This window comes from Streptomyces sp. NPDC029151, from assembly GCF_055564315.1.
In genome coordinates, this window is record NZ_JBVHWQ010000018.1 from 62948 (window position 1) to 82988 (window position 20041).

The window sequence follows — 20041 nt, forward strand, 5'->3', positions numbered from 1 at the left end:
TCCTCCCGTTGGTCCGGATCTCCGGCTGGTGCGATTATGCACTTACCGGACTCACGCCACGGCAAACAACGCCAGGCTCGGCAGCCTTCCTCAGTCGCCTTCCGTGCGCTCCCTGGTGGCCAGCAGCCGGCGCAGCGAGTACAGCCGCGCCGGGTCCGCGTGACCCTCCTCGACCCACGCGTCCAGCGCGCAGTCCGGCTCGTCGTGGCTGCACGCGCGCGGGCAGCCCTCCGTGCCCGGTTCGAGGTCCGGGAAGGCGTGGATCACCCGGGACGGGTCGATGTGGGCCAGGCCGAAGGAGCGGACCCCGGGGGTGTCGACGACCCAGCCGTCCGCACCGGTCAGCGGCAGGGCGAGGGCGGAGGTGGTGGTGTGCCGGCCGCGGCCCGTCACCGCGTTCACATGGCCCGTCACCCGCCGGCGCTCCTCCGGCACCAGCGCGTTGACCAGGGTCGTCTTGCCGACGCCCGAGTGGCCCACGAACGCGGTGATCTTGCCGTCGAGGTGGGTGCGCACCCGGTCCGCCGCGTCCCCGCTCTCCAGCTCGTCGCGGCTGGTGACCACGTACGGGATGTCCAGGTCGCCGTACAGCTCCAGCAGCTTGTCCGGGGAGGCCAGGTCCGACTTGGTCATCACCAGCAGCGGCTCCAGGCCGCCGTCGAAGGCGGCGACCAGGCAGCGGTCGATCAGGCGCGGGCGGGGTTCGGGGTCGGCCAGGGCCGTGACGATCGCCAGCTGGTCCGCGTTCGCCACGACCACCCGCTCGTACGGATCGTCGTCGTCGGCCGTGCGCCGCAGCAGCGACGTGCGCTCCTCGATGCGGACGATCCGCGCGAGGGTGTCCTTCCTGCCGGTCAGGTCGCCGACCAGGGCCACCCGGTCGCCGACCACGGCCGCCTTGCGGCCCAGTTCGCGGGCCTTCATCGCTATCACGATCCGGTCCTCGACCAGACAGGTCAGCCGCCCCCGGTCGACGGTGAGGACCATTCCCTCGGCCGCGTCCTCGTGCTTGGGCCGGATGCTCGTCCGCGGCCGGTTGCCCTTGCGGTTGGGGCGGCTGCGGATGTCGTCCTCGTCGGTGTGCTTGCCGTAGCGGCGCATGGCGTACGTGTCCCTACTGCCCGAGCATCCCGGTCCACAGCTCGGGGAAGTCCGGCAGGGTCTTCGCCGTCGTCGCCACGTTCTCGATCCGCACCCCCGGCACGGCCAGGCCGATGATCGCTCCGGCGGTCGCCATGCGGTGGTCCTCGTAGGTGTGGAAGGTCCCGCCGTGCAGCGGGCGCGGGCGGATGTGCAGGCCGTCGGCCGTCTCGGTGACGTCCCCGCCCAGCTCGTTGATCTCCTTGGTGAGCGCGGCCAGCCGGTCCGTCTCGTGCAACCGCAGATGGGCCACGCCCCGCAGGGTGGAGGGGGAGTCGGCGAGCGCGGCGACCGCCGCGATGCCCGGGGTCAGCTCACCGACGTCGCCCAGGTCCACGTCGATGCCGTGGATCGCACCCGAACCGGTGAACTCCAGCCCGTACTCGGTGAGTTCGCAGGAACCGCCCATCTCGGTGAAGATCTCCCGCAGCCGGTCGCCCGGCTGGGTGGTGCGGGCCGGCCAGTCCGGGATCAGCACCTTGCCGCCGGTGACCAGGGCCGCCGCCAGGAACGGCTGCGCGTTGGACAGGTCCGGCTCGATCGTCAGGTCCCGGCCGAGCAGCGCGCCCGGCGTCACCCGCCACACGTTCGGCTCGCCGCCCGACTCCGGGGTGTCCACCTGGGCGCCGACCGAGCGCAGCATGTCCACCGTCATCCGGATGTGCGGCAGGGACGGCAGGCTCGCGCCGGTGTGACGGACCTCGACGCCCTGGTTGAAGCGGGGGCCGGACAGCAGCAGCGCGGACACGAACTGGGAGGACGAGGAGGCGTCGACCGACACCGGACCGCCGTCCAGGGCGCCACCGCCGTGCACGGTCAGCGGCAGGGCGCCCCGGCCGTCGTCGTCGATCCGGGCGCCCAGCGCGCGCAGCGCGTCGATCACGCCGTGCAGGGGACGCTCGTACGACCGCGGGTCCCCGTCGAACCGGATCGGGCCGTCGGCCAGCGCGGCCACCGGCGGCAGGAACCGCATCACCGTGCCCGCGTTGCCGACGTCGACCGTGGCCGGGCCGCGCAGCTCCGTCGGCAGCACCCGCCAGGCCTCGCCGGTGCCGTCGGGGCCCACTCCCTCCTCGATCTCGACACCCATGGCCCTGAGGGCCCCGGCCATCAGCAGGGTGTCCCGGGACCGCAGCGGGCGGCGCAGCCAGCCGGGCTCGGCGGCCAGGGCGGCCAGGACCAGGGCGCGGTTGGTGACCGACTTGGACCCCGGCACGTGGACCGTCGCGTCGACGGCCCCGCTCGCGTGCGGGGCGGGCCAGAGGGCGGGAGAGGCGGTGTTCGGGGCCATGAGGCCACTTTATAAGCAGGGCCCGGTGTCAACCCTCCAGCAGCCAGCGGCCCCCGCCGATCAGCGAGCACAGCGACACCGCGTGGAACAGGAACAGCCACAGGCCCGCCGGTACGTGCGTCAGCCGCGACAGCTGGTCCGCGTCCGAGTCGCCCGCGCCTCCCCGCGACCGCTTGGCCTGCAGCTCGAACGGCGGCCGCACCCCGCCGAACAGCAGGAACCACACCACCGCGTAGGCGAACGCCGCCTGCACCTGCGGCCCCGCCAGCCAGGACACCAGCAGGAACGCCCCGCCCGCGAGGACCACGGTCAGTACGCCGTACGCGTTGCGGATCATCACCAGCATCGCCACCAGCAGGGCGGTGGCCGCCCACAGCAGCAGCGTGATGCGCCCGGTGGCCAGCAGCGCGGCCCCGCCGAGGCCCAGCAGGGAGGGCGCGGTGTACCCGGCGGCGGCCGTCAGGATCATGCCGAGCCCGTACGGCTTGCCCCGGCTCACGGTGAGCCCGCTGGTGTCGGAGTGCAGCCGGATACCGGTGAGCTGCCGGCCGGTGAGCAGGGCGACCAGACCGTGGCCGCCCTCGTGCGCGATGGTGACCGCGTTGCGGGATATCCGCCACACGGGGTGCGGGACGACCACGGCGAGCGCCGCGCCCAGGGTGGCCAGCACCACCCACAGGTCGGGATCGGGCTGGGTCCCGGTGAGCCGGTCCCAGAGGTCGGGCAGCGCGGTGGCGGCGAGGCTGTCCATGGGGGCTGATGGCTCCCTTTCCCTGTGCGGAATCTGGCAGTGTGGCACGTATGTGCGGACGGTATGCATCGAGTCGTAGGCCCGAGGATCTCGCGGGAACCTTTGAGATCGAGAAATGGGAGCCGGAGGAGACCCTGGAGGCCGACTACAACGTCGCTCCCACCAAGGAGGTCTACGCCGTCCTGGACCGTCCCCTGAAAGACGCGGACTCCCCGCGTCCGGTTCGCCAGCTGCGCAAGCTCAGGTGGGGGCTGGTCCCGTCCTGGGCCAAGACCCCCGAGGGCGGCGCCCGGATGATCAACGCCCGCGCGGAGACCGTGCACGAGAAGCCCGCCTTCCGGCGCGCCTTCGCCGCCCGCCGCTGCATCCTGCCCGCCGACGGCTACTACGAGTGGGTCACCGGCAGGCAGGAGCGCGAGCTGGAGGTGGAGGGGAAGAAGAAGCGGCCGCGCAAGCAGCCGTACTTCGTCACCCCCGCCGACGGCTCGGTGTTCGCGATGGCCGGCCTGTACGAGTTCTGGCGCGACGGCACCCTGCCCGACGACCACCCCCAGGCCTGGTGGGTCACCTGCTCGGTGATCACCACCGAGGCGGAGCGGACCCCGCTGGCCGTCGCCCCCGCCGAGGGCCCGCACTCCCTCGCCGAGATCCACCCCCGGATGCCGCTGATGCTCACCCCGGACCGCTGGGACGCCTGGCTCGACCCCTCCCGCACCGACCCCGACGACCTGCGCGGACTGCTCGCCCCGCCCCCGGCCGGCCTCATGCGCGCCTACCCGGTCTCCACGGCCGTCAGCAACGTCCGCAACAACGGTCCGGAGCTGCTGAAGGAGCTCGAGGCGCCGGAAGAGGGCACACTCTTCTAGCGTGGACGAGATGGTCGAGACCGACGCCGGGACAGCCCGCGTCACCTGGCACGAGGCGAAGCGGGCACGACTGGTGCTGGCCGTGGGCCACGGCGCGGGCGGAGGCATCGAGGCGCGGGACCTGCAGGCGCTCGCCCGGGTGCTCCCGGGGCACGGCGTGACCGTGGCCCTGGTGGAACAGCCCTGGCGCGTCGCCGGGAAGAAGATGGCCCCCGCGCCGAAGACCCTGGACGCCGGCTGGCGCGGCATCTGGCCCGTCCTGGCCGGGAGGGGACTGCCGGTGATCTCCGGCGGCCGCAGCGCCGGGGCCCGGGTCGCCTGCCGTACGGCGGCCGGGCTGGGCGCGCACGCCGTGCTCGCGCTCGGCTTCCCGCTGCACCCGCCGGGCAGGCCCGAGAGGTCCCGCGCCGACGAACTGCCGGCCGCCGGGGTGCCGACGCTGGTCGTGCAGGGCGGCAACGACCCGTTCGGGAGGCCGGAGGAGTTCCCCGACGGTGACTTCGGGCTGATCGAGGTGCCGTACGGGGATCACGGGTTCGCGGTCCCCAAGCGGGCGGAGATCAGCCAGGAGCGGGCCCTGGAGATCATCACCGACGGTGTCGCGCAGTGGATCGCGTCACTCGGGTGACCCCTGGGAATGCCGCGCGGCGGACCTCTGTTGAGGCGGACAGAAGTGCTGAGGTTCCGGCACCGACGTCGTAGGAGAGGAAGTCCGCCGCATGGGTTCGACCATCTGCCCTCCCGTCACCGTGGGCGGGCCGCGCCCGGCAGAGTTCGGTTCGAGCCGTACGCGCGGCGCCGACCTGGACTGGACGGTGCTGCACGCGGCCAGGACCGCTCCCGTCCGAGCGGCGGCGGGCACGGGTCGTGTTCTATCCTCCGAAACGAGTGGGATCGGTTCCGGTCCCGCCCGGGATCTTGAGGAGGTGGGTCCGGTCACCGGTACCGACGCAGGGACCGACAACGGCCAGGCGGAGCTGCCCGAGGGCCAGGGCGCCGGCGCGGACGCGTCCGACGAGACGACCTCGGAGCGCAGCGCGCGCTTCGAGCGGGACGCGCTCGAGTTCCTCGACCAGATGTACTCGGCGGCGCTGCGCATGACGCGCAACCCCGCCGACGCCGAGGACCTGGTGCAGGAGACGTACGCCAAGGCGTACGCGTCCTTCCACCAGTTCCGCGAGGGCACCAACCTCAAGGCGTGGCTGTACCGCATCCTCACCAACACGTTCATCAACTCCTACCGCAAGAAGCAGCGCGAACCCCAGCGCTCCGCCGCGGAGGAGATCGAGGACTGGCAGCTCGCCCGCGCCGAGTCGCACATGTCGACCGGTCTGCGCTCCGCCGAGTCGCAGGCGCTCGACCACCTGCCCGACTCGGACGTGAAGGAAGCCCTGCAGGCGATCCCCGAGGAGTTCCGCATCGCCGTCTACCTCGCGGACGTGGAGGGCTTTGCCTACAAGGAGATCGCGGACATCATGGGGACACCCATCGGGACGGTGATGTCCCGGCTGCACCGGGGCCGCCGTCAACTGCGCGGCATGCTGGAGGACTACGCCCGTGAGCGCGGACTGGTCCCCGCCGGCGCCGGAGAGTCGAACGAAGCGAAAGGCTCGGGCTCATGAGCTGCGGAGAGCCGCACGAGACGGACTGCAGTGAGGTCCTCGACCATCTGTACGAGTTCCTCGACAGCGAGATGCCGGACGTCGACCGCGACAAGTTCCAGCACCACTTCGAGGAATGCTCGCCGTGCCTGGAGAAGTACGGCCTGGAGCAGGCCGTGAAGAAGCTGGTGAAGCGGTGCTGCGGGCATGACGACGTGCCCGCCGACCTGCGGGCCAAGGTCATGGGGCGGATCGACCTGATCCGCTCCGGGCAGACCGTGCCCGAGCACGACGTGACCAAGGCCCCGGCGGCACCGCAGGAGTCCTGACCCGTCTCCCGGGCCACCCCGGGACACGGAAGCGTCATCACCGTCATCACCCGAACGTGCTAATCCTCAGGTCATAGGCCCCGCGCCCGCCGATCCCCGTCCTACGCTCCGAGCCTGGACGGGCACGGTCGGGGAGGTCGGGGAGGGGCTCGATGGACGCGGTACCGGCGAGGGCACGCGGCTATGTCACCGGCGTCGCCCTGCTGTCCGCCCTCTGCCTCCTGCCCCCGCCCGTCGCGCACACCCCCTGGGGAGCGACGGCTCTGCTCGCCGCGCTCTACGCGGCCTGCGAGCACGTCGTACGCCGCCGCTTCGGCGGCCCCTTCTACCCGGTGCTGCTCGCCGGTGCGTTCCTGCTGCCCCCGTCGGCCGCCGCGCTCGTCGCCGTGCCCGCCGCCCTGCTCTCGCCGGTCGAGCACGCCCCCGCGCTGCCGCGGCGCGTCTGGCGGGCCGCGCAGCCCGCGCTCGCCGTGTGGGCCGCCGCCCGGGTGCACGAGGGGCTCGGCGGCCGGGCCACGCTCGCCGGCCCCGACTTCCCGTGCACCCTGCCGCCCGCCGGCGCGGCCGTACTCGCCTTCTGCCTGGTGCTCACCGCGCTCGACGGCGGCCTGCGCGCGGCGGCGGGGCTGGTGCCGCTGCGGCGGGCCTGGCGCGGGCTGCTTCCCCGCTTCCTCGCGCCCGTCGCCGTCCACGGACTCGCCGGTCTGATGACGGCGGTGCTGTGGCGCAGCCCGTACGGCCCGGTCGCCGCGCTGCTCGTGCTGCTGCCGATGTGCGTCTCCTGGTGGGTGTTCGCCCAGTACCACCGCGAACGCGCCGCCCACCAGGCCACCATCCGCGCCCTCGTGCAGGCCGTCGACATCAAGGACGGCTACACCCGCGGGCACAGCGAACGCGTCGGACACGCCTCCGTGCTGATCGCCCGCGAACTCGGCCTGGACGACGAGCGCGTGGAGGTGCTCCGCTTCGCCGGCATCCTGCACGACGTCGGAAAACTCGGGGTACCCACCCGGCTGCTGCGCAAGAACGGCCCGCTCACCCCCGAGGAGCGGCGGATCATCGAGCTGCACCCCGAGTACGGCCACGAGATGGTCCGCGGCATCTCCTTCCTCGGCGAGGCCCGCGCGGCGATCCTCCACCACCACGAGCGGCTCGACGGCAGCGGCTACCCGTACGGCCTGAGCGGCGACCGGATCCCCGAGTGCGCGCGGATCGTCGCCGTCGCGGACGCCTTCGACGCCATGACCTCCACCCGCAGCTACAGCCGCGCCCGCCCGGTCGAGGCCGCCGTCGCCGAGCTGGAGCGCTGCGCCGGCGCGCACTTCGACCCCCGCATGGTCGGCGCCCTCGTCCGCGCCCTGCGCCGCTCCGGCTGGCACCCGGCGGTCACCGCCGACGAACCGGCCCACGCCGGCCCGCTCGCGGAGACGGGCGCCGGCACCGGAGCGTCCCGGTGAAGCCGGCCCGGGGAGACGGCCACCGGTACCGGAGGGTGCCGGTGGGGCGGGTTCGCGGTGACGGGCGTCGGGGCTGGAGGGTGCCGGTGGAGCCGGTCCGGGGTGACGGGCGTCGGGGCTGGAGGGTGTCGGTGGAGCCGGTCCGGGGTGACGGGCGTCGGGGCTGGAGGGTGCCGGTGGAGCCGGTCCGGGGTGACGGGCGCCGGCACCGGAGGGTGTCGGAGGAGCCCGTTCGCGGAGACGGGCGCCGGCACCGGAGCGTCCCGGTGGAGCCGGTCCGGGGAGACGGCCACCGGTACCGGAGGGTGCCGGTGGAGCCGCTCGTGAAGAGGGTGGCCCCCGGAGGGCCACGGCGAAGCCGGCCCGTGGAGCGGGCCGCCGACGCCGGAGCGTTCCGGTGAGGGCCGCCCCCGGTGACGGTCGTCGGCGCCGGAACGTCCCGGTGACCGTCCTGCGGCTCATCCACGGCGCCGCCGCCCTCGTCGCGGCCGGCTCCCTCGCCGGCACCCTGTGGACCGGCCTGCACGACCGGGGTGTCGCGCTGGCCTTCGGCGTGCTCGTCACCGTGGGCGAGCTGACCCGGTGGAGCGACGCCCACGGACGCCGGCAGGCCGCGCCCCTCGGCGCCGCCTGCTCCCTCGCGTACGCCCTGCTGGGCGACGACGCCGGGCGGCCCAGCCAGCACGACGCCGCCCAGGTCGTCACCGTCGTCCTCGTCGCCACCGTGCTCGGCGCCGTCCCGCACATCTGGTCCGGCGGCAGCCCCACCGCCGACCACCTGGCCCGCCGTCTCCTCACCGTCGCCTTCGCCGCCGTCTGCTTCCAACCCCTGTACAACCGGGGCGTCTTCACCTCCTGGAGCGGCCCCGCCTACGCCCTGCTGCTGCTCGCCCTGCCGGCCCTCACCTCCCTGTGCGGCGCCGTGCTGGCCGCCGCGCTCGCCCACTGCCGCACCCGCTGGCCGTTCGGCCCGCTGCTGCGCGAGGAGCTGCGCGGGCTGCTCGGCATCGGCTCCGCCGTCTGCGCGACCGGCGCGGTGATGGCGCTCGCGGTCGCCGTCGTCGGCCTGTGGGCGCTGCCCGTGTTCTGCCTGCCCATGCTGCTCGTCCAGCTGTCCCTGCGCCGGTACGCGGCCGTCCGCGCCACCTACCGGCAGACCATCGCCTCCCTCGCCCGCGCCACCGAGATCGCCGGCTGCACCCCCGCCGGGCACGCCCACCGCGTCGCCGCGCTCAGCCAGGCCGTCGGCCGGGACCTCGGCCTGACCGGCCCCGAGCTGACCGTCCTGGAGTACGCGGCGCTGATGCACGACATCGGCCAGCTCAGCCTGGTCGACCCGGTGCCGGGCGGAGCGACCGCCGCCCTGCCCGCCGCGCAGCAGAGGCGGATCGCCCTGCTCGGCGGGGCCGTCGTCCGGCAGACCGGCGTCGACCCGGCCGTCGCCGTGATCGTGGAGCGGCAGGCCGACCCCTACCCGGAGCAGCCGCTCGCCGCCCGCATCGTCCGGGCCGTGAACGCCTACGAGGAGAGGTCCCGGGGTGCCGGCCCCGAGGGTCCGCTGCGCGCGCTGGAGGAGCTGCGTCTCGGCACCGCCGGTGTCTACGCCCCCGAGGTCGTGGAGTCGCTCGCCCGGGTGCTGGCCCGGCCCCCCTGCGCCCGGGAGCCCGCGCCGGTGAGACGAACGGAACTGTCTGATCCCCTGCCCGGCTGGGTAACCCATGGGTAATGAGCGCCTTTCCTTCCGTACGTGGTTGGATGCGAGGGAGAGGGTGTCCGGGGGCACAAGCCAGCCCACAGCGGGAAATGGAACTGGCAGGCGGGAATCGTGAGGATCTTCGGCAAGGGACGGCACCGGCCCTCCGCCTCCTGGCGGCAGGCCACCGACCGGGCGTTCACGCTCATCGGCGACGGCCGGTACGAGGACGCGGGCGAGCTGCTGACACGCGCCGCCGATCTGGAACCCTGGCTGTCGGAGTCCTGGTTCAACCTGGCGCTGCTGCACAAGTTCCGGCACGACTGGGAGCAGGCCCGTGCCGCCGGACTGCGCGCGGTCGCCCTGCTCGACCGGGAGACCGGGGCGCCCGACTGGTGGAACGTCGGCATCGCCGCCACCGCCCTGCAGGACTGGCCGCTGGCCCGCCGCGCCTGGCAGGCGTACGGGCTGAAGGTGCCCGGGGGCGCCGCGGCCGCCGCGGAGCCGGTCGGCATGGAGCTGGGCAGCGCGGCCGTACGGCTCTCCCCGGAGGGCGAGGCCGAGGTGGTCTGGGGCCGCAGGCTGGACCCGGCCCGGCTGGAGGTGCTGTCCATCCCGCTTCCCTCGTCCGGGCGGCGCTGGGGCGAGGTCGTGCTGCACGACGGCGTCCCGCACGGCGAGCGCACCACGTCCACCGGGCACTCCTACCCGGTCTTCGACGAGATCGAGCTGTGGGCGCCGTCGCCCGTCCCCACCTGGGTGGTCCTCCTGGAGGCGGCCACCGAGGCGGACCGGGACGCGCTGGAGCAGCTGGCCGCGGACGCGGGGTTCGCCGCGGAGGACTGGTCGTCCTCGGTGCGGCTGCTGTGCCGGATGTGCAGCGAGTCCCGCATGCCGTCCGACGAGGGAGAGGGCGTGCACCTCGACCCGCACGACCACAGCGAGCCGGGGCATCCCGGGCCGCTGGGACACCGGACGGACGGGCAGCTGTGGGTGCCGGAGCGGGAGTGCGGGGTGGCCGCGCCGCCCTCGCTGGTCCGGGGGCTGCTGGACGGGTGGGTCGCGGACAGCCCGGACTCGCGTGACTGGCGGGATCTGGAAGAGGTCTGCTGACCGGTCGCCGTACCCTGTATCAGCATCACTCCCTGTTTTTCCGAGGAAGGCGTACGTCGGTCATGGCGCAGCAGGACACCGATCAGCAGCACGCGGGCGTGCTCCCCGTCGACGACGAGGGCTACGTCGTCGACACGGAGGACTGCGAGGAGCGCGAGAGGGCCTGGCGTGAGCGGGGCACCTCGCGGCCGATCACGGTGGTCGGCAACCCGGTGCTGCACAAGGAGTGCAGGGACGTCACCGAGTTCGGCGAGGAGCTGCAGCAGCTGGTCGCCGACATGTTCGCCAGCCAGCGCACCGCCGAGGGCGTGGGCCTGGCCGCCAACCAGATCGGTGTCGACCTGAAGGTCTTCGTCTACGACTGCCCGGACGACGAGGGCGTCCGGCACGTCGGCGTGGTGTGCAACCCGAAGCTGGTCGACCTGCCCGCCGAGCGGCGCCGGCTGGACGACAGCAACGAGGGCTGCCTGTCCGTGCCCACGGCGTACGCGCCGCTCGCGCGCCCCGACTACGCCGAGGTGACCGGCCAGGACGAGCGGGGCAACCCGGTCAAGGTCCGCGGCACCGGCTACTTCGCGCGCTGTTTGCAGCACGAGACCGACCACCTCTACGGCTACCTGTACATCGACCGGCTGTCCAAGCGGGACCGCAAGGACGCGCTGCGGCAGATGGCCGAGAACGAGCCACGCTACCCCGTGGTCGCCAACGACTGAGCAGCACCGCGTCACTCGGGGCGCCCCGGCCGGGATCCTTCCTGGCCGGGGCGCTTTCGTGCGGCCGCCGGCCGTTCGCGCGTGCGTCGTACAGCCGATCCCTTCCGTGCTCCTGGTGATCCCCGATCAGTCACACAAGGGGGGATTCTCGGCACCGTGGGGTAGTGAGTGGAGCAAATCCGTTCCCACGGCGGTCAGTTGTGGTGCTGAATGGAAGCGCGGGGATACGCAACGGCGCACGCCCGGCACAACGGGAGGGGTGTGCGCTCCTGGCGGCTGAGAGGGGTTTGTTCGTGCAAGCTTTCCCACGCAGCACCACAGCGGCACCATCGGCGGTCGTAGTCCCACCCTCACTGGTACTCCCGGTGATCGAGTCCGCCTTTCCCCGGCAACTGCATCCGTATTGGCCACGTCTCCAGGAGAAGACGCGGCGCTGGCTGCTGGATAAACGGCTCATGCCGGCGGACAAGGTGCGGGAATATGCCGATGGACTGTGCTACACCGACCTCATGGCGGGCTACTACACCTCGGCCCCCGAGGAGGTGCTGCAGGCCATAGCCGACTACAGCGCCTGGTTCTTCGTCTGGGACGACCGCCACGACCGCGACATCGTGCACGGCCGGACCGGCGACTGGCGGCGGCTGCGGCACCGGCTGCACACGGCTCTCGACGCACCCAGGCACCACCTGCACCACCCCGACCCGGTCGTGGCGGGCTTCGCGGACAGCGTGCTGCGGCTGTACGGCTTCCTGTCGCCCACCTGGAACCAGCGGTTCGCCCGGCACTTCCACGCGGTGATCGAGGCCTACGACCGTGAATTCCGCAACCGCACCCAGGGATACGTCCCCGGTGTCGAGGAGTACCTCGCCCTGCGTCGTCTCACCTTCGCGCACTGGATATGGACGGACCTGCTGGAACCCAGTGCGGGGTGCGAACTCCCGGACCGGGTGCGGAAGAACCCGGCCTACCGCCGGGCGGCACTGCTCAGCCAGGAATTCGCCGCCTTGTACAACGACCTCTGCTCGCTGCCGAAGGAAATCGCGGGCGACGAGGTGCACAATCTCGGAATCAGTCTCATCACCCATGCGGGGCTGACTCTCGAAGAAGCGGTGGACGACATCAGGCGCCGCGTCGAGGAATGCGTCGGTGAATTCTTCGAGGCCGAGCGGAGAGCCCTGCTGTTCGCCCGCGAACTCGACGACGGGACGGTCGGCGGCAAGGAACTCGGCACCGCCGTCGAAACCTGCGTCGGCAGTATGCGCAACTGGTTCAGCTCCGTCTACTGGTTCCACCACGAGTCCGGTCGGTACATGGTCGACAGCTGGGACGACCGGTCCACGCCCCCGTACGTCACGAACGAAGCGGCAGGTGAGAAATGACCGTCGAGTCGGTGAGGCCCGAGACCCCCGGCACCTCCGGGACGCCCCCACTGAGCGAACCGCCCCTGGCCCAGGGCGCCGTACCGGTCCTCGGCCACGGCCTGAAACTGGTCCGCGACCCACTGGCCTTCATGTCCGGGCTGCGCGCGCACGGAGACGTCGTACGCCTGAGGCTCGGCCCCAAGACGGTGTACGCCGTCACCACGCCGGCGCTCACCGGAGCCCTGGCCCTGAGTCCCGACTTCAAGATCGACGGCCCGCTGTGGGAGTCCCTCGAAGGGCTGCTCGGCAAGGAGGGCGTGGCCACCGCCAACGGCCCCCGGCACCGCCGGCAGCGGCGCACCATCCAGCCTGCGTTCCGGCTCGACGCGATACCGGACTACGGGCCGGTCATGGAGGAGGAGGCGCACGCGCTGACCGACCGCTGGAAACCCGGCGGGACCATCGACTGCACCTCCGAGTCCTTCCGCGTCGCCGTCCGGATCGCCGCCCGCTGCCTGCTGCGGGGCGAGTACATGGACGAGCGCGCGGAACGGCTCAGCGTCGATCTCGCCACCGTCTTCCGGGGCATGTACCGGCGGATGGTCGTCCCGCTCGGGCCGCTGTACCGGCTGCCCTTTCCGTCCAACCGCGAATTCAACCGGGCGCTGGCCGATTTGCATCTGCTGGTGGACGAGATCATCGCCGAGCGGAGGGCATCTGGTCAAAAGCCGGACGATTTGCTGACGGCATTGCTGGAGGCGAAGGACGACAATGGCGACCCCATCGGGGAACAGGAGATCCACGACCAGGTCGTCGCGATACTCACCCCCGGCAGTGAAACAGTCGCGTCCACGATCATGTGGCTGCTGCAGGTCCTCGCCGAACACCCGGACCACGCCGAGAAGGTACGGACCGAGGTCGAATCCGTGACCGGTGGCCGACCCGTCGGATTCGCGCACGTCCGCTCACTCACGCACACCAACAATGTGGTCGTCGAGGCCATGCGGCTCAGGCCCGCCGTATGGATATTGACGCGCCGCGCGGTGACGGACACGGCACTCGGCGGGTATCGCATTCCGGCCGGGGCGGACATCGTCTACAGCCCCTACGCGATCCAGCGCGACGCCCGCTCCTACGCCCGCCACCTCGACTTCGACCCCGACCGCTGGCGGCCCGAACGGGCCAAGGAGGTACCGAAGTACGCGATGAACCCGTTCAGCGTGGGCAACCGCAAGTGCCCCAGCGACCACTTCTCCATGGCCCAGCTGAGCCTGATCACCGCGGCGATCTCGGCGAAGTACCGCTTCGAGCAGGTCGCCGGGTCCGACGACACCACCCGCGTGGGCATCACGCTCCGCCCGCAGAACCTGCTGCTGCGGGCGATGCCCTGGTAGGCCGGGTACCGGCGCGCGCTCAGGCGGCCTGCGGGCCCCGGAACGCGCGCCGGTAGGCGTGCGGAGTGGTCCCGAGCGCGCGGACGAACTGGTGGCGCAGCGCGGCGGCCGTACCGAACCCGGTGCGCCAGGCGACGGCGTCCATGGTCTCGTCCGTCTTTTCCAGCAACTCCTGCGCCAGCAGCACCCGTTGCCGCAGGATCCACCGGTAGGGAGTGGTCCCCGTCTCCTGCTGGAAGCGCCGGGCGAAGGTGCGCGGCGCCATGTGGGCGCGGGCGGCGAGCTGTTCGACCGTGACCTCCTGGTCGAGATGGGCCTCCATCCACGCCAGCACCTCACCGACCGTGTCGCAGGGTGCTTTGGGCAGGGGGCGCTCGATGAACTGCGCCTGTCCGCCGTCCCGGTGCGGCGGCACCACCATCCGGCGGGCGATCTTGTTGGCCACCTCCGGGCCCTGCTCCTTGCGCAGCAGGTGCAGACAGGCGTCGATCCCGGCGGCGGTGCCCGCGGAGGTGATCACGGGATCCTCGTCCACGTACAGGACGTCCGGCTCGACCGTGAGCCGGGGGTAGCGCCGGGCGAGCTGCTCGGCGTGGTGCCAGTGCACCGTGCACCGCCGCCCGTCCAGCAGGCCCGCCGCGGCCAGCACGAACACCCCGGAGCAGACGCTGAGCACCCGCGTGCCCCGGTTCACGGCCCGCCTCAGTGCCGCCAGCAGCTCCGGCGGGTACTCGCGCTCCGCGTAGGTCTCGCCGGCCGGCACGGCGATCAGGTCGGCCTCCTCCAGCCGCTCCAGGCCGTACGGCGTGGACACGGTGAAGCCGCAGTGGGTACCCAGCTCGGGCCCCTCCGCCGACACCACCGCGAAGTCGTACACCGGCAGCCCCTCGTCGCTGCGGTCGATACCGAACACCTCGCACACGACACCCAGCTCGAAGGGGTGCACTCCGTTCAGCAGCACGGCGGCCACGTTCTTCAGCATGCTGCCAGTGTGCCTCGACGGTGGCAGTAATTCGAGGGTCTACGGCAGTGCTGCCACTCCCGGACAGCGGCGTCGGGCGCGACAGTGGTGTCCATGAACGGAAACCAGATCGAAGGCCTGATCGGAATGCTCGCGACCCTGGGGATCCTGGTCCTCCTGATCCTCCCGTCCGCCCTCGGTGCCCTGCGCGAGTGGCGCATCGACCGGCAGCTCAAGGAGGCGGAACGCCCCCGCACCGCCGCCGGGCGGCCGGCCGGCACCGCGGGGCCCCTCGAGAAGCGCCACCGGGTGACCCGTCACGCCTGACCGGAATCCGGTCGAGCCCTGTCCGCCCGCTGTGTAGCCTCTCCCCGCAGATCACAAGGGGAGGACACATGCGAGGCAGAACGGCCGGAACGGCCTGGGCCCTGGCGGGCGGGGCGGCGGCCCTGACACTGCTGACCGCGACGGGCGCCCACGCGGAGGGCAGGGGAGACATCCGCGTCGTGAAGACCGTGGTGAACACGGGTCACACCGTGACCGTCGGGACGTCGAAGAAGGTCACGTTCCCGATCACTCTCACGGTCAAGGACGATTCCGGCGTGAAGGGGGTGACGCGCGTCAGCACCTTCAACACGACCCACGGCTGGGGCTTCTTCGACTGGACCGGGACCTCGTGCGTGAAGAAGTCGCACACCACGTCCGTGTGTACGGCCACGATGACGGTCGACCCGGCCTGGATCCGCGACAGCGACGACATGGACAGCAACAAGCTGGCCGGCGTCTGGCAGGTCAACGCCACCGTCGAGGCGAACGACGGCGACTACCGGATCTCCGACCGTATCGCCGAGTACAAGGTCAAGCGGGCCGCGCAGCTGACCGCGGACGCTTCACCGGAGCCCGTGGCCAAGGGCGCCAGGCTGGCCGTCACCGGCAAGCTGTCCCGGGCGAACTGGGAGGACCTGAAGTACCACGGGTTCACCGGGCAGGACGTGAAGCTCCAGTTCAAAGCGGACGGCGCCGCCCACTACCGCACGGTCAAGACCGTGCGGACGGGCGACGCCGGAAAACTGAGCACCAAGGTCACCGCCACCTCGGCGGGCAGCTGGCGCTGGTACTTCCCCGGCACGACGACGACCGCGCGGGTCGTGTCGGCCGGGGATGCGGTGAAGCCGAAGTAGCGGTCGGCTCAGAAGTCCTCGTCCAGGTCGACGGTGCCCTCCACCGCGACCTGGTACGCCGACGGGCGGCGCTCGAAGAAGTTCGTCAGTTCCTGGACGCCCTGCAGCTCCATGAAGGAGAACGGGTTCTCCGAGCCGTACACCGGGGCGAAGCCCAGACGGGTGAGACGCTGGTCGGCGACGCACTGGAGGTACTCGCGCATGGAGTCGGTGTTCATGCCGGGCAGGCCGTCGCCGCACAGGTCGCGGGCGAACTGCAGCTCGGCTTCGACGGCTTCCCGGAGCATGTCGGTGACCTGCTGCTGGAGCTGGTCGTCGAAGAGCTCCGGCTCCTCCTTGCGGACGGTGTCGACCACGTCGAACGCGAAGCTCATGTGCATGGTCTCGTCACGGAAGACCCAGTTGGTGCCGGTGGCGAGACCGTGCAGCAGGCCGCGGCTGCGGAACCAGTAGACGTAGGCGAAGGCGCCGTAGAAGAACAGGCCCTCGATGCACGCGGCGAAGCAGATCAGGTTGAGCAGGAAACGGCGGCGGTCGGCCTGGGTCTCCAGCCGGTCGATCTTCTCGACCTCGTTGATCCACTTGAAGCAGAACCCGGCCTTCTCCCGGATGGAGGGGATGTTCTCCACGGCGTCGAAGGCGGCGGCGCGGTCGTCCGGGTCGGGCAGGTAGGTGTCCAGCAGGGTCAGGTAGAACTGGACGTGGACGGCCTCCTCGAAGAGCTGGCGCGACAGGTACAGCCGCGCCTCCGGGGAGTTGATGTGCTTGTACAGCGTCAGCACCAGGTTGTTCGCCACGATCGAGTCGCCCGTCGCGAAGAACGCGACCAGCCGGCCGATGAGGTGCTGCTCCTCGGGCGTGAGCTTGGCGAGGTCGGCGACGTCCGAGTGGAGGTCGACCTCCTCCACGGTCCACGTGTTCTTGATCGCGTCCCGGTAGCGCTCGTAGAAGTCCGGGTAGCGCATCGGACGGAGGGTCAGTTCGAAGCCCGGGTCGAGCAGGTTGGTGTTACGGGTGGACATTACTGGCAGGCCTCGCAGGACTCGGGGTTCTCAAGGGAGCAGGCGATCGCGTCGGGGTCGGCGGCCTGCTGCACGGGGATGGGCGTGGCGGACTGCGCCTGGCCCTGGGCGGCACGGGCGATGCGCGTCGCGGGGCGCGAACGCAGGTAGTACGTCGTCTTCAGCCCGGACTTCCAGGCGTAGGCGTACATGGAGGAGAGCTTGCCGATGGTCGGGGTCTCCAGGAACAGGTTCAGCGACTGCGCCTGGTCGAGGAAGGGGGTGCGGGCGGCGGCCATGTCGATCAGGCCTCGCTGGGGGATCTCCCAGGCCGTGCGGTACAGGGCGCGGACCTCCTCCGGGATCCAGCGGAAGTCCTGGACGGATCCGTTGGAGTCGCGCAGGGCCTCGCGGGTGCGGGCGTCCCAGACGCCGAGGTCCTTGAGGTCCTGCACCAGGTAGGAGTTGACCTGGAGGAACTCACCGGACAGGGTCTCGCGCTTGAAGAGGTTGGAGACCTGCGGCTCGATGCACTCGTACACCCCCGCGATGGACGCGATGGTGGCCGTCGGCGCGATCGCGAGGAGCAGCGAGTTGCGCATGCCGGTCTCCGCGATGCGCGCGCGCAGGGCGTCCCAGCGCTCGGGCCACGTCAGGTCGGCGTCGTAGTGGTCGGGGTGGAGGATTCCGCGGGCGGTGCGGGTCTGGTCCCAGGCGGGCAGGGGGCCGTTGCGCTCGGCGAGGTCGGCGGAGGCCTCGTACGCGGCGAGCATGATGCGCTCGGCGATCCGGGTGGACAGGGCCTTGGCCTCGGGGGAGTCGAAGGGCAGGCGCAGCTTGAAGAAGACGTCCTGCAGACCCATCGCGCCCAGGCCGACCGGGCGCCACTTGGCGTTGGAGCGGCCCGCCTGCTCGGTGGGGTAGAAGTTGATGTCGACCACGCGGTCGAGGAAGGTGACGGCGGTGCGGACGGTCTCGTCCAGCCGCTCCCAGTCGATGTCACCACCGCGCACGAAGGCGCCGAGGTTGATGGAGCCGAGGTTGCAGACGGCGGTCTCGCCGTCGCTGGTGACCTCCAGGATCTCGGTGCAGAGGTTGGAGGAGTGGATGACGTTGCCGGGCAGGGCGGTCTGGTTGGCGGTGCGGTTGGCGGCGTCCTTGAAGGTCATCCAGCCGTTGCCGGTCTGCGCGAGGGTGCGCATCATCCGGCCGTACAGCTCCCGCGCGGGGAGGGTCTTCCTGGCCAGGCCGGCGGCTTCGGCCTTGCGGTAGGCGGCGTCGAACTCCTCGCCCCACAGGTCCACCAGTTCGGGGACGTCGGCGGGGGAGAACAGCGACCACTGCTCGTCGGCGTTCACGCGGCGCATGAACTCGTCCGGGATCCAGTGGGCGAGGTTGAGGTTGTGGGTGCGGCGGGCGTCCTCACCGGTGTTGTCCCGCAGCTCCAGGAACTCCTCGATGTCGGAGTGCCAGGTCTCCAGGTAGACGGCGGCGGCTCCCTTGCGCCGGCCGCCCTGGTTCACCGCCGCCACGGACGCGTCCAGGGTCTTCAGGAACGGCACGATGCCGTTGGAGTGCCCGTTCGTGCCCCGGATCAGCGAACCCCGCGAGCGGATACGGGAGTACGACAGACCGATGCCGCCGGCGTGCTTCGACAGCCGGGCGACCTGGTGGTAGCGGTCGTAGATGGAGTCCAGCTCGTCCAGCGGGGAGTCCAGCAGGTAGCAGGACGACATCTGGGGGTGCCGCGTGCCGGAGTTGAACAGGGTGGGGGAGGACGGCAGGTAGTCCAGGCGGCTCATCAGGCCGTACAGCGCCGCGACCTCGTCCACCGCGCGGGCCGTGTCGTCCTCGGCGAGGCCGCTCGCCACGCGCAGCATGAAGTGCTGGGGCGTCTCGATCACCTTGCGGGTGAGGGGGTGACGCAGCAGGTAGCGGCTGTGGAGGGTGCGCAGGCCGAAGTAACCGAAGCGGTCGTCGGCGGCGCGGTCGACCAGCGCGTCCAGCCGCTCGGCGTGCAGCCGGACGAACTCGGCGGTGCGGTCGGCGATGAGGCCCTCGCGGTGCCCGACGGCGACGGACTCGGTGAAGGAGGTCACGCCCTGGGAGGCGGCCTCGTCCCGGATGGTGAGGGTCAGCAGCCGGGCGGCCAGCTTCGAGTAGGCGGGGTCCTCCGCGATCAGGCCGGCGGCGGCCTCCGTGGCCAGCTCACGCAGCTCCGCCTCGTCGGCCCGCGAGGACCGGCCCCGCAGCGCGGCGGCGGCCACCCGGCCGGGGTCGGCGTCGGGCAGGTCGGCGGTCAGCTCGGTCAGGGTCCGCAGCAGTGCGGCACCGGGACCGTCGGTCTCCAGCTCGCTGACTGAAGCCGGGTCGGCTGGCGCGATGGTCACGTGGGGCTCTCCCTCGCTCGGCACGGGGCCCGGCGGAGGGCAGGGGGCAGCCACGAGCGCACACGGCGTCGCGTCCACCGGCCCACTCCACGAGGCCCGGACGTTCGGAAACCCACCCGGACCGGACGGCCGGGTGTGCGCTGTCGGCAGGTCGTCGGACTCAACAGGCGCGCGGATGCACGCAGGTACACCGTTGCGGGACAGTTCCGGACTCACACCGGATTCCCCTGCGGCGACAGCGAGCACGAGCATACATCTAGTGCCGCCTTGTCGTGGCACCCCCAGATGTTGTGCCGCTCTGCTCTCGGAGGGTCAACTCGTGGGCGAGGAGCGTGACACCGTCCGCGGTGCGCTTCGAGGACGCCGACGGGCCGCCGACGGTCGTGCGTCGGCGGCCCGCTGCGGGTGTGTCCTGTCGCGCGTGTCGTTCCTTCTGCCCCTCCCGGGTTCGTCAGTGCCCGGCGCCCGCGGTCGCCGGGGGCAGTTCCGCCTCGACCCCGGGGTCGCCGGCGTCGGCCGTGTAGTCCTCCGGGCGGGTCTCGTCGACGCCCTCGGGGGCCTTCAGGGCCTTCAGGACGACGGTGAGGACCACGGTGACCAGGACGTTCAGGACGAACGCGGTGAGGCCGATGTAGCCGATCTCGCCGATGCCGGGGATTTCCTTGGCGTTGCCGCCGAAGTGCTGCTGCGTGGGCGAGGCGATGCCGTAGGCGGCGGCGGTGCCGTAGACCATGCCGGCCGCCCAGCCGGCCAGCAGGGCCCAGCGGTGGAACCAGCGGGTGAACAGGCCGCCGACCAG

The 20041-nt window shown here is 71.8% G+C and carries 18 protein-coding genes, 1 pseudogene and 1 riboswitch; of the genes and pseudogenes, 12 read left to right on the top strand and 7 right to left on the bottom strand.

The window, feature by feature from the left end:
• Positions 1-90: 90 nt before the first annotated feature.
• Genes rsgA through ACZ4VF_RS37185 form a run of 3 tightly spaced genes read right to left on the bottom strand, consistent with a single transcriptional unit; the run spans position 91 to position 3182 of the window.
• Positions 91-1101, bottom strand: coding sequence for a ribosome small subunit-dependent GTPase A (gene rsgA / locus ACZ4VF_RS37175; RefSeq protein WP_467931602.1), 1011 nt, complete (start codon positions 1099-1101; stop codon positions 91-93).
• A 13-nt stretch (positions 1102-1114) separates the two neighbouring features.
• Positions 1115-2431 carry a 3-phosphoshikimate 1-carboxyvinyltransferase gene (gene aroA, locus ACZ4VF_RS37180; RefSeq protein WP_467931603.1) on the bottom strand — a complete coding sequence of 439 codons (1317 nt, stop codon included), beginning with the start codon at positions 2429-2431 and terminating at the stop codon, positions 1115-1117.
• Between the two features lie 28 nt (positions 2432-2459).
• Complete coding sequence (locus ACZ4VF_RS37185; protein WP_467931605.1) at positions 2460-3182, bottom strand: M50 family metallopeptidase; 723 nt, start codon at positions 3180-3182, stop codon at positions 2460-2462.
• A gap of 50 nt (positions 3183-3232) precedes the next feature.
• On the opposite strand from ACZ4VF_RS37185, the gene ACZ4VF_RS37190 reads away from it, so the two are divergent.
• From ACZ4VF_RS37190 to ACZ4VF_RS37235, 10 genes are all read left to right on the top strand, one after another.
• Positions 3233-4048, top strand: coding sequence for an SOS response-associated peptidase (locus ACZ4VF_RS37190; protein WP_467931606.1), 816 nt, complete (start codon positions 3233-3235; stop codon positions 4046-4048).
• A 10-nt stretch (positions 4049-4058) separates the two neighbouring features.
• A complete protein-coding gene (locus ACZ4VF_RS37195; protein ID WP_467931624.1) occupies positions 4059-4676 on the top strand; it encodes an alpha/beta hydrolase family protein in 618 nt (205 codons plus the stop codon).
• Positions 4677-4974: 298 nt separating this feature from the next.
• The gene (gene sigR / locus ACZ4VF_RS37200) at positions 4975-5670 is read left to right on the top strand and encodes an RNA polymerase sigma factor SigR (RefSeq protein ID WP_356158220.1); all 696 of its coding nucleotides are present in this window, start codon (positions 4975-4977) and stop codon (positions 5668-5670) included.
• Positions 5667-5978: a mycothiol system anti-sigma-R factor gene (gene rsrA / locus ACZ4VF_RS37205; protein ID WP_030657159.1), complete on the top strand. Its 312-nt coding sequence runs from the start codon at positions 5667-5669 to the stop codon at positions 5976-5978. Before sigR ends, rsrA begins: the two co-directional genes overlap by 4 nt.
• A 152-nt stretch (positions 5979-6130) precedes the next feature.
• The gene (locus tag ACZ4VF_RS37210; RefSeq protein WP_467931607.1) at positions 6131-7435 is read left to right on the top strand and encodes an HD-GYP domain-containing protein; all 1305 of its coding nucleotides are present in this window, start codon (positions 6131-6133) and stop codon (positions 7433-7435) included.
• Positions 7436-7877: 442 nt separating this feature from the next.
• A complete protein-coding gene (locus tag ACZ4VF_RS37215; protein ID WP_467931609.1) occupies positions 7878-9161 on the top strand; it encodes an HD-GYP domain-containing protein in 1284 nt (427 codons plus the stop codon).
• Between the two features lie 99 nt (positions 9162-9260).
• Complete coding sequence (locus ACZ4VF_RS37220) at positions 9261-10241, top strand: hypothetical protein (protein WP_467931610.1); 981 nt, start codon at positions 9261-9263, stop codon at positions 10239-10241.
• A 62-nt stretch (positions 10242-10303) separates the two neighbouring features.
• The gene (gene def / locus ACZ4VF_RS37225; RefSeq protein WP_467931611.1) at positions 10304-10954 is read left to right on the top strand and encodes a peptide deformylase; all 651 of its coding nucleotides are present in this window, start codon (positions 10304-10306) and stop codon (positions 10952-10954) included.
• 293 nt (positions 10955-11247) lie between these two features.
• The gene (cyc1, locus tag ACZ4VF_RS37230) at positions 11248-12333 is read left to right on the top strand and encodes an epi-isozizaene synthase (protein WP_467931613.1); all 1086 of its coding nucleotides are present in this window, start codon (positions 11248-11250) and stop codon (positions 12331-12333) included.
• Positions 12330-13709, top strand: a complete 1380-nt coding sequence (locus ACZ4VF_RS37235) for a bifunctional albaflavenone monooxygenase/terpene synthase (protein ID WP_467931614.1) — start codon at positions 12330-12332, stop codon at positions 13707-13709. The genes cyc1 and ACZ4VF_RS37235 overlap by 4 nt, the downstream gene beginning before the upstream one ends.
• Before the next feature lie 19 nt (positions 13710-13728).
• Here ACZ4VF_RS37235 and ACZ4VF_RS37240 read toward each other — a convergent pair whose 3' ends face one another.
• Positions 13729-14691, bottom strand: coding sequence for a GlxA family transcriptional regulator (locus ACZ4VF_RS37240; RefSeq protein WP_467931615.1), 963 nt, complete (start codon positions 14689-14691; stop codon positions 13729-13731).
• A gap of 93 nt (positions 14692-14784) precedes the next feature.
• Here ACZ4VF_RS37240 and ACZ4VF_RS37245 point away from each other — a divergent pair, with 93 nt between their 5' ends.
• Together ACZ4VF_RS37245 and ACZ4VF_RS37250 are read left to right on the top strand one after the other, a co-directional pair.
• On the top strand, positions 14785-14997 hold the full coding sequence (locus ACZ4VF_RS37245; protein WP_467931616.1) for a hypothetical protein: 213 nt from the start codon (positions 14785-14787) through the stop codon (positions 14995-14997).
• Between the two features lie 68 nt (positions 14998-15065).
• Positions 15066-15851 carry a hypothetical protein gene (locus ACZ4VF_RS37250; protein WP_467931618.1) on the top strand — a complete coding sequence of 262 codons (786 nt, stop codon included), beginning with the start codon at positions 15066-15068 and terminating at the stop codon, positions 15849-15851.
• An 8-nt stretch (positions 15852-15859) separates the two neighbouring features.
• Here ACZ4VF_RS37250 and ACZ4VF_RS37255 read toward each other — a convergent pair whose 3' ends face one another.
• The 3 genes and pseudogenes from ACZ4VF_RS37255 to ACZ4VF_RS37265 all read right to left on the bottom strand — a co-directional run.
• Positions 15860-16873 (bottom strand): ribonucleotide-diphosphate reductase subunit beta, encoded by a 1014-nt coding sequence (locus ACZ4VF_RS37255; protein WP_467931619.1) that lies wholly within the window; start codon positions 16871-16873, stop codon positions 15860-15862.
• Positions 16873-19242, bottom strand: a complete 2370-nt coding sequence (locus ACZ4VF_RS37260; RefSeq protein WP_467931620.1) for a ribonucleoside-diphosphate reductase subunit alpha — start codon at positions 19240-19242, stop codon at positions 16873-16875. The genes ACZ4VF_RS37255 and ACZ4VF_RS37260 overlap by 1 nt, the downstream gene beginning before the upstream one ends.
• Positions 19243-19370: 128 nt before the next feature.
• Positions 19371-19494, bottom strand: a riboswitch (cobalamin riboswitch).
• Positions 19495-19693: 199 nt separating this feature from the next.
• Positions 19694-20041 (bottom strand): annotated as a pseudogene (locus tag ACZ4VF_RS37265) (sodium:solute symporter); the annotation flags it as partial.